This is a genomic window from Bacillus sp. SRB3LM, assembly GCF_015712745.1.
Lineage (GTDB): Bacteria > Bacillota > Bacilli > Bacillales > Bacillaceae_G > Bacillus_A > Bacillus_A thuringiensis_K.
Genome location: NZ_VWVQ01000037.1, coordinates 1 through 10,769, shown reverse-complemented (window position 1 = coordinate 10,769; position 10,769 = coordinate 1). Strand labels below are relative to the sequence as shown.

Genomic DNA, 10,769 nt, shown 5'->3' with positions numbered 1-10,769 from the left:
CCACTCCATCATTGTCGTTTTGAAACCATTGTCCGTTATTTTTGGGGAATTTGGAACCGTTGTTATAAAGGATTTTACCACCGTTACTAACAAATAGATATTACAAAAAGCTACATGTTACCACTACAGCACAGTTAGCATTTAGTGAATAATAATATTTTTCACATTGAGTATTTCATTACGAGCATGATAGCTCCTTACTAACATTTATAGGAGAGAATTTCACATTAAAATATTCTTATTTAAAATTACAAAGCAATCTACAGCTCTAACAACAGAGTTTCATTTCGTACTATTTTTTATTATAAAAAACAAACGTATTACAATAAAATCTAATATCTAAAATGCTTTTATAAAATTAAATTATCTTATTCTAAACAAAATTGATTTGTAAAATTTTTCAAACGGCATTTTATTCATCTTTTTTGGGTGTATTGTACAGACAATATTTTTAGAAATACACATATACAATAAATATTAGACGAAGTAAATATTATAAAATAATAAACTCAAAATATTATTATTTAAGAACTCACATTGATTTAAAAAGAGTTTTTATAGGAGGGGATAATGTGCAAGTAGTTATTTTATGTGGTGGAAAAGGACTAAGAATGAGTGGACTCTCAAAATCTATTCCGAAAACTCTGGCCAAAGTCCAAAAAAAGCCCATTATTTGGCATTTAATGAAATTATACGGACAGTATTCTTATACCGACTTTATTTTACCTCTAGGATATCAAGGAGACACGATAAAAGAATACTTTATGCAATATCACTGGAGGGATAAAAATCTAAAAATCAACCTTTCTAATCAAACATATACTCCATTAGAAAAAGATGAAGATTGGAATGTTACTTGCATAGATACTGGAGAAGATACTATGACAGGAGCAAGAATCAAAAAAATTGAAAAATATATCCTTGATGATACTTTCATGATTACCTATGGAGATGGATTAGCTGATATTAACATTAATGAATTAATACATTTCCATAAAAAAATGGGAAAAGTAATGACGCTCACGAGTGTGAATCCCCTTAGCCAATATGGGATATTGCAATCAGAGGATGGGGTTGTGACTGCATTTTCGGAAAAACCACAAAAAAACGAAATGATTAACGGTGGATTCTTTGTATGCAATAAAGAAATATTCAATTATTTAGACACAAATCCCGATTGTGTTTTAGAAGAAGAACCTTTTCGGAAATTAATTAAAAATCGAGAATTAGCTGTATATCATCATAAGGGAAGTTGGATTTCCATTGATACTTATAAAGATTTGATAACAGCAAATGAAATATGGCATACCTCAAAAGGAGGTCCACCACAGTGAATAATTTTATACAAAATTTACTGAAAAAGCTAAAATGGGATTCTTTTTTTACACACAAAGTTTTAGAAGATACCCTGCAAGAAAAAAATATCGATTCAACACCTTCCGAGTTTTCCACACCAATAATCCCTTTTCTAACAGAGAATACTCCGTTATTAGAAAAACCAGAGGATGAAGAATGGGAAACTCAAGTTTCTCCCACAAAAGATGAAATGGATATAGTCAACTTGGAAGGTTTTCATTTTTGTACAATTGTAGGAAAACACTATCTTTTTAAAGTATTAGCTTTATATGAATCACTTCATGAGCATACTGAAAATTTTACACTATTTATTTGCTGTATCGATGAACTAACTCTTTCGACTCTACAAAGTAAAAAGTTAGAACACGTGATTTTGATACCTGTACAAAACTTAGAAAATAAGCTACTAAAAAAAATCAAATCAGAACGTAAAATAAATGAATATTGTTGGACATTAAAAGCTCCTTTCATAGAATTTTTATTCCGAACATACAACATACCAAGAGTTCTATATTGTGATAGCGATTTATTTTTCTTTTCAAACCCTAAACCAATTTTTGATGAGTGGAGAGAATTTGCAGCTTTTTTATGCCCTCAAAGAGATTCACAATTTGTAGAAGATCGATTTGGAAAATTTCAAGCTGGCCTTATTGGATTTAAAAATAACTTTCATGGCAGAAAAAGTTTGAAATGGTGGAAAGAGCAATGTTTAAATTGGTGTTATCAAGAAAGTGATGGAGTAAATTTTGGTGATCAAAAATATTTAGATAAACTTCCCTTGTATTTCCATCACATTAAAATTTCAAATCACTTGGGAATCGATGCTGCACCTTGGAATTGTATTTATAACAATAATTATAATTTTAAACAGCAACAAAATGATATATATATTGAAGATGATAAGTTAATTGTTTTTCATTTTGCCTGTTTATCAATTTTTAATCAAAATCAATTCGACTTGTGGTCCCTTAGTCCATTAATGATTAATAAATTTATTAAAAATAATATCTATATTCCTTATTTACATGCATTACGTCGAAGTATGGATGAAATTAGACAGATTAATAAAGACACTTTTAATCAATGCATACATCAAGAAAATATATCTACAGCAAAAAATTTTTATAATTATAGTCAATTACGTCGACAGATGGATCAACATGATTATTTCCTTAATTTTACCACGATTGTAAGTCAAAAATATGTTATTAAATTTTTAGCGTATTATTCATCGCTAGCAACTAATATGAAAAATTTTCATATCTGGGTTCTTTGTATGGATCCTAACACGTATAGCGCATTACAAAAAATGGAATTACCTAACGTTATATTAATAAATATTGAAAAAATAGAAAATACACTTCTTAAATCCATAAAAAATACTCGAAGCCTAAAGGAATATTGTTGGACATTAAAGCCATTTCTATGCTCATACATTTTATCTAATTATCTGGAAGCAGATCATATTATTTATTGTGATGCAGACATGTTTTTCTTCTCTGATCCGACAGTATTATTAACAGAATGGAGCACATATTCTATATTTTTATGCCGGCAAAGAGGTTCCAATAATCTTGAAAACAAATTTGGGATTTATCAAGCTGGATTAATAGGATTTAAACGAGAAAAAAATAGCTTAGATATACTCGATTGGTGGGAAATAAAATGTCTCGATAGATGCTCTAACACTTATGATGAATACTATGATAGCTGGGGAGATCAAAAGTATTTAGAAACCATTCCTCTCTTATTTAGCAATATAAAAATTCTAGAAAATATAGGAATAAATGTAGCACCATGGAATTCAGTGATGAGCAATAATCATTTGATTTCCAAAACTAATAGCAAATTATATATTGACGACCAACCACTTATTTCATATCATTTTGGAAGTCTATTAATGATTAATAAACAAGAGTATGATACCTGGTATCACGAACCCTTGAATTTTACACCGCCTATTCTTCAATTTGTTTACACCCCTTATATTAAGTCTATCAAACAAGCAACTAAAAAATTACAAAAAACATTAGGACAAAAAGATGTCTCACAATTTTATGCTTCAGTACCATCGAATTATATACCTAAAAACCGGTTCCAGATTTAATATTCAGGCTAAGAGGAGAATATGAATGAAAAATAGTAAAATATTAGTCACAGGTGGACATGGCTTTATAGGAGCACACTTGGTACGTAGACTTTTACAGGAAGAGGCACAAGTATCCATATTAGCTAGAGAGAATGCAAATTTGTGGCGGATTCAAAATATATTAAAAGATATTCAAATCTGTAATGGAGATATTGTAGATACGCAAAAAATAAACAATATTTCAAGAAAATTGAAACCTGATTATATTTTTCATTTAGCTGCTGATAGTGGGTGTTCCTCTAAAACAACTAGTATTCAGAAGATTAAAACTAATATTTTAGGTACAGCCAATATAGTAGAAGCAATAGCACAAATAGGTTGTAAAAAAATAATTAATTTAGGCAGTAGTTCAGAATATGGAGCATCATTACAAAAGATTGATGAGAATACTGATATAAATCCAATTGATATATATGGAATAACTAAATCTACCGCTACTAAAATTGCTCATAACGTTGCGCTTAAACATAAAATGGATATAGTTACACTACGACCATTTAATATTTTTGGTGAAGGAGAATCATCAGAGAGACTTTTTCCCTATGTTATTTTGCAATTACTACAAGGGAAAAATGTGCATCTAACTAATTGCACACAAACAAGAGATTACTGTTATATTGAAAACCTTATTACAGCTTTAATATTAGCAGCTAAAAAAACCAATATAAAAAATGAAATTTTTAACATTGGGAGTGGGATAACACACTCGCTACAGTACTTTGTCGAAATCATTTTTGAGAATTTTGAAACCAATAAAAAACCTCTATATGGATTTTTACCATATAAAGAAAATGAAAGAATGAATGTTTCCTCTGATGTTAGTAAAATAAAAAAAATTCTTAATTGGGATATTACAACACCTTTAGAAAAAGGTATTCAAAATACTATTAAGTGGTATAAAGAGAATTTTGAGTGGTATTTGAAAAATACAAAATAAATGTAAAAGGATAGCATAAAATGAGAACAATAAACCCTTCTGTATTTAAAAATAAAAAGATTTTGATAACCGGACATACGGGATTTAAAGGCTCCTGGCTAACATTATGGCTAACCCAATTAGGTGCACAAGTAATAGGAGTATCTTTAAATTCTGGACATGAAAAGGGAATTTTTAATTCTTCAAAAATAAAAAAAGACGTTATTGACATACGGGGAGATATAAGAGACTATGGCATGCTAGAATCTATATTTAAAAAATATAATCCTGATATTATTTTTCACCTAGCTGCTCAACCTTTAGTTAAGTATTCTTATCAATATCCTCAATATACGTATGATGTTAACGTTATGGGAACTCTAAATGTTTTAGAAGCAATGAGAGTAAATGGAAATGCACAGGCTGCTATTTTTGTAACAAGTGATAAATGTTATAAAAATAAAGAATGGACATGGGGATATCGTGAGAATGATCCAATGGGGGGGATTGATCCCTATAGCTCTAGTAAAGGATGTTGTGAATTACTCATCGCCTCTTATCGTGATTCATACTTTAGTACTCAAGAATTTCAAAATCATCAGACAGTAATAGCTACTGTTCGAGCTGGTAATGTCATTGGCGGAGGCGATTGGTCATTAGATAGAATTATTCCAGATACTATTAAATTTTTAAAAGAAGATAAGGATGTAATCGTTCGTTTTCCACATGCAGTAAGACCTTGGCAACATGTATTAGAAGCTTTAAGTGGGTATATTATATTGACTGCAAATTTATTAGAAAAAAACATAAAATATTCCGGATCATGGAATTTTGGTCCTTATTCAAAAGATATGATTTCTGTTAAAGAGTTAGTTGAATTGTTCATTCAAATATGGGGATCCGGAAAATGGAGAGAAGAAAACATTTCAAATGCAGTACATGAAGCTCAATTTTTAAGTTTAGATATTAGTAAAGCAAACAGACAATTACATTGGTTCCCTAAATGGGATATTTATGAGTCTATTGAAAAAACTGTAGAATGGTATAAACAATATGAAACCTCATCCCTTGATGAGTTATGTCATAAACAAATTAACGAATACTGTAATCTTTAAACTATTCCCTTTTAATTATCTTTCGGTCTATTTAAGATGGGATATTCATATGAATACCGATGTATCTTATCAGGCTCCACATATAGTTCTGTTTTTCAAAACTTTAATCAACTTAAAAATGATTGAACCTCGAGAATTTTACAATCGCAAAAATTATTCTATAATTTATCTTTTCAAGTTTTTTAAAGGTATCTGTAACAATATATAATAGTAACCAATTTTGCATTATCCCACCTTAAACTCTTAAAGGTGGGATTGTTTTTTTAGTAAATAGGTAATTTGTGTCCTAAAGTCAAGAATAGTAAGTTAATTTATAAATATAAAATATAATTTGACTATTCGAAATAACAATATTGTAATTAGACATAAAGGTTTTTTAACTTTTCAAGTTATCTCTCCGAAAATTAATATTCTTTTAAAAGAATACAAGCAAGATCTTTTACATTTTCCGGAACTCTTTCCCTGATTTTATACATATCGTGAGATTTCCTCCAAATCTCGTTGGACAGGGATATCAGAAATTAAAATAATAGGTATAGAACCCATTTTTTGAGTGAGTATTGTATCTGTAATAATACATGCTATTTCATCAGAATTTAATTTTGTATTATCTAGCTGATCAAAATTAATATTCAAATAATCCATATTTTTATTGAAATATAGGTTTAAATATTCTTGCATATATTTTTCCCAACTTTTACCGGAACTTAAGATTAATACTATCTTTTTATTTTTTATTTTTCTTTTCATATGTATTGCTTCTATATGCATCGTTAAATTTGCTATTTCATTTTCTCCAATATGGGCTCCCATATTATATTTCTTTTGCCATTTACTAATAATTACTTTTACTTGATTGAAGGTGTTTAGATGTTTCTTTTTTATATAGAATGTAGTGGGGCGAATATAATTTTTATCAGTAAATATTTTTGATTTATAAACATGTGGTTTCATTGTACATACTATATAGAAAATAAATTCATCATCACATAGTAAATTTACACTAAATGAATGTTCTAATGTTTGTATTAAATCTTTAAGATTTTTATAAAGAGCTCTCTTTCCTTTCATAATACAAGCTAAATAATCTTTTTTGATGATTTCTTGTCTTTCATAGTAATATTCAGAATGATTTATAGCAATGATTAAAACTACTATATCTTGACACCTTAAATTTATACCATATTTTTCAAAAACAGAAGTAGTAACCACGGAAATTTCTCTATACACGGATGAAGACATACAATCCGAAATAGTTTTTTTATCTAGAGGAATTGCATATCTATTTTTTTTTCGCATTAAATATATGGAAATAAAAATAGATAGTTTTCTAATACTTTCTTTATAAAACTTAATACCCATAATTTTTTCTATTTCTTGTAAAAAAACTGTAAACATATTTTGTTTGAATTCCTGAAAAGGCCATTCTTGTTTATCATAGGATTTTAAGTAAAGTTTATAATACATTAAAAGTAAATTAGTTTCATTACCTTCTATTCTTAACGGTCTTTTTTTCAATTTTAAGTCATATTGATTTAAATAGGATTCTACTTCTACTAGAACAGATCGCATTTTTGTAGTTTGTATATACAAGTTACGTGCTAGTTCATCAATAGTTTTCATATTATTACATAATAATTTTTTAAGAGTCTGAACAAGTAAAGTATTTTTAAAGTATTCTATTCGAATAATATCTATAGATGAAAAAGCAGGTTTTTTCAGTCTAATTTCCTTTCGTTTCGATGTTTGAATAGACCAATCCGCTGGTAAATAATCTGTGATTTGTATTAAATCTCTTTGAATGGTTTTAGTAGAACAATTCAAATGTTCAGCTACTTCCTGTAGAGAAAACCATCTTTTTTCATATGAGATAAATTTTAATAAATCATAATGCCTTTTTAAAAACATATTACTATAATTTGTTGTTAATCAACAAATTTCCTCCTTTGATGCTTAGTACTTAAGATGCACTTCTTAAATACAACTGACTAAAATTAAAATATTTTAGATACTATAGTCTTTTAATTTGTTAGTCATATCAATTCACTTTATATTCCAGTTGCATTTTTTTATATACAAAACAATTTTAATTTATTGGATTATCCTTTTTTTTTTCTAATGAAACTCTTATTCTCAAGATTAATATATAATAAATTATTTAAGAAGTTTTTTTGTTTATCACATTAATAAAAACAATATTATCTCAAAATATTGTTCATGATTTGTAATTGTAGTAATAATTCGTTTGCTAGTGGTTTATTCAAATTATTTTTCTGTAAAAAAAGCAACCACCTTTTAACTTCCATTATTTTATATTTCACACTATATAATTGTTGATTATCAAATTCAATTATAAGTTTCATAAGTATTGATTCTATCTCTAACATCTTATAATCAATGGTTGCTAAAATGATTTCAATAATATTGTTTGAAATTGTAGTCATATCTCTTCCCCCTGAATAATAAATTTATTAAATTTTATTGTAATATTAGTTTATCTTTGTTTAAATTAGAATTAAATCTAATATTTGTCTTTTATGAAGACAAATGCATTACCTTTCTATATAATGTATATAAAATAAAAAGATATAACGATTTTTCGTGGTAGATATCTAAGATTGATAGGAATCTTTAACAATTTATTTCGAAATGATTATTTTTCGATTCCGTATAACAAATGGTGTAGATAGTAGGGGGCATTGAGATTTATTTTACAAGTGGATGAGATGTATATTGAAATTAAAAGAATAATATTTTGATATACAGTATAGAAAAAACGACGTTCACAACAATCAAACGTCGTTTTTTCTATATACAATTAATTTAAGTTGTTTTCATAATGTCTTGGATTAAAACTATATTTAAAAAAAGTGTCCTGCTTTTTTATTTCACAATCGTATTTGTGTAAATATATTTACATTCGTATATGAAAATTCAAGTTGTTTATTTAATATAATTATTAAGTTGAAAATTTATTGTTTTAACCAATTATAAAATAAAAACTTTCCCTTATATGATTCTTTATTTTGGCGTATAAATGCTTTTGCAATTTCAATAGTATTTTCGCGATTAATAACCATTTCTAAGCGTCCTACAAAAAACTTTGTAGGCGAATTTATAGGGTCTGAAGTTTGAGCACGTTTATGTACTTCAGTAAGAAATTCATTAATAGATTGATCTACTTGTCTTAATGTACCTATCCGTATGTTTTTATTATGTAAAGTTTTTAATACATCAAGTAGAGAATCTTTTTTAGTAAAGATTTTTTTTTCATTTAATCGTTCAACAACAGATTTATAAAATAAATCTGACATTTGATTTAAGTATAATTCTTCTTCATCTTGTAAATTTAATTCATCTACTATATGAATTAAATTATCTATATTAGATGAAGAAGAATTAGTATAACTCTCTAATGTATTTTTTAATGTAATTTCTGTAGTAATCTCTGGTAATGTTGTTTCAAATTGAAACTGGTTGTTTCGTTTTGAAACTGGTTGTTCTATTTCGAAACAATCAGTTTCATTTTGAAACTCTGACGTTCTGTTTTGAAACATCAGAGTTTCATTTTGAAACTCTCTAAAATCAAATTTATAACCCTCTAGAAAATAGCCTAATTTGAATAAATCTCTTTGAATTTTCAAAATATCAACTCTATATTGATAGGTATTGTCTCCTTTCCAATTAGGATTATTTCTACGTTCTAGCCATCCATTCTGTAAGAGGCTTTCTAAATGTCTCCCTATGCTGGATTTACTCATGCCAAGCATAGTTTCTAGACTCATATCTTCTGCACTTTTATATATCCAACCATGTGATAATTCAATTTGTTTTAATAGTTCTGCGCGTTGTTTCTCCTCAGTATTCATAGCCATACGTGCACGTTTTTTTTCTTCTTCAATAAATTTATCATAGTCATTAACACGTTCACTCCAATAAATTAATTGATTTAATAAAACTGCTTTCTTAAAGTCTCCAGTCAATACCACTAATTCTTCTTTTATCACTGCACGTTTTAGTTTATTAGCCATAATAAAAAACCTCCATATCAACCCGGTTTTAAATTTGGGCATAAGAAACTAGAGGTTTTGTAGTTTACGTTTTTTTTAAGATATGATACTATTTAAGTATTGATTTTATTTACGTAAGTTACAAAACCTTGGATTCTAGTTTTTAAATGGTGGGCGGCCAACCTAACAAACATTTAAAAACGGTTACCGGGTTTTTTTTATTAGAATGTATATATTTAAAAATCTGTGTATCTATTCATCATCATAGCAGAGATTGAAAAAAAAAAGAAGGAAAAATAGAACAAGGTCCTATTATATCTTAATAATTTTAAAGAATTAAAATTTCACTAATTTGGTATACTGTACAAATCAAAATTATTATTAAGAGAAATATCCAGTACATTATAAACTAACTTACAATTTGAGTAGTACTATTTTTAGGAACAAAATAGTTAACTTTAGTATATTTATTTTTTTACTATAAGGCCTTTTGTATGATAGCCAAGTTTATTCACAAATATTTTAGCTGCACGTATAATAAATTTGTCAAAATTATTATACATTTATATATAATAATTAAAATTCCATCTAAATTAGAACGTGAATAATTTGGAATTTAAGTCATAATAACAAATATTTATTGTAAATGATGATGTAGCATTTGGAATTTACCCCCTATTTTTTCTATTTTTCTCTCAGAGAGATTTGCAATCGAACACGATATTTATCATGTAAATCCACTTAACCTATGGAAAGGTAAATAAGATAAGATTACGAATCGTCGCGTAGGATTTCAATTTTTAGCCATAATCTTTGGAAAACAGATCTAGGAAGAGTTTGAAAAAATTGAATGTTAAGTTTAGTAAACTTCAAAATTAAAAATCGGAAAATCTACCATAATGCAGAAAAAATGTTATCTATTGTATGTTCAGATGAGTTTTAATTCCTAATAGGGTATATTCTTTTGTTTTTTGAAATTGGATTGTAAAACCAAATGACTATTTTTAAGATATAATTTTATTCATTCGAATAGAATTATATATGGTATAAAAAATCCAAGGGTTTCTGATGTGGATTTTCGGAAAATAGAGTGAAGAAAATTCTAAAATAAAATGTTTTAAGAAAACAGTTTAACGTATTCCCCGAAAGAATTCTTCTTCCTCAAGCGTGTGAAGGGCGTAGCCAAAAGGCTTTGCTTTTTATTTTTCCTCTGACAGAGTCAG

Annotated in this window: 7 protein-coding genes; 4 read left to right on the top strand and 3 right to left on the bottom strand. The window is 27.5% G+C overall.

Translation table 11 applies throughout. The features are described 5' to 3' along the window. Positions 1-572 precede the first annotated feature (572 nt). The 4 genes from F3I02_RS17265 to rfbG are packed head-to-tail and all read left to right on the top strand — an operon-like array spanning position 573 to position 5,536. On the top strand, positions 573-1,334 hold the full coding sequence (locus F3I02_RS17265; protein WP_196478241.1) for a sugar phosphate nucleotidyltransferase: 762 nt from the start codon (positions 573-575) through the stop codon (positions 1,332-1,334). After that, positions 1,331-3,463, top strand: coding sequence for a glycosyl transferase (locus tag F3I02_RS17260; RefSeq protein WP_196478240.1), 2,133 nt, complete (start codon positions 1,331-1,333; stop codon positions 3,461-3,463). The genes F3I02_RS17265 and F3I02_RS17260 overlap by 4 nt, the downstream gene beginning before the upstream one ends. A gap of 25 nt (positions 3,464-3,488) precedes the next feature. Further along, complete coding sequence (locus F3I02_RS17255) at positions 3,489-4,442, top strand: NAD-dependent epimerase/dehydratase family protein (protein WP_196478239.1); 954 nt, start codon at positions 3,489-3,491, stop codon at positions 4,440-4,442. Between the two features lie 20 nt (positions 4,443-4,462). Continuing rightward, positions 4,463-5,536: a CDP-glucose 4,6-dehydratase gene (gene rfbG / locus F3I02_RS17250; protein WP_196478238.1), complete on the top strand. Its 1,074-nt coding sequence runs from the start codon at positions 4,463-4,465 to the stop codon at positions 5,534-5,536. Between the two features lie 468 nt (positions 5,537-6,004). Here the strand turns inward: rfbG and F3I02_RS17245 are convergent, their stop codons facing one another. The 3 genes from F3I02_RS17245 to F3I02_RS17235 all read right to left on the bottom strand — a co-directional run bounded on the left by F3I02_RS17245 (position 6,005) and on the right by F3I02_RS17235 (position 9,567). Continuing rightward, positions 6,005-7,444 (bottom strand): AcpB/EbpR/MafR family transcriptional regulator, encoded by a 1,440-nt coding sequence (locus F3I02_RS17245; protein WP_196478237.1) that lies wholly within the window; start codon positions 7,442-7,444, stop codon positions 6,005-6,007. Between the two features lie 290 nt (positions 7,445-7,734). Then, on the bottom strand, positions 7,735-7,980 hold the full coding sequence (locus F3I02_RS17240) for a hypothetical protein (RefSeq protein WP_196478236.1): 246 nt from the start codon (positions 7,978-7,980) through the stop codon (positions 7,735-7,737). 528 nt (positions 7,981-8,508) lie between these two features. Next, positions 8,509-9,567 (bottom strand): MarR family transcriptional regulator, encoded by a 1,059-nt coding sequence (locus tag F3I02_RS17235; protein ID WP_196478235.1) that lies wholly within the window; start codon positions 9,565-9,567, stop codon positions 8,509-8,511. Positions 9,568-10,769 lie beyond the last annotated feature (1,202 nt).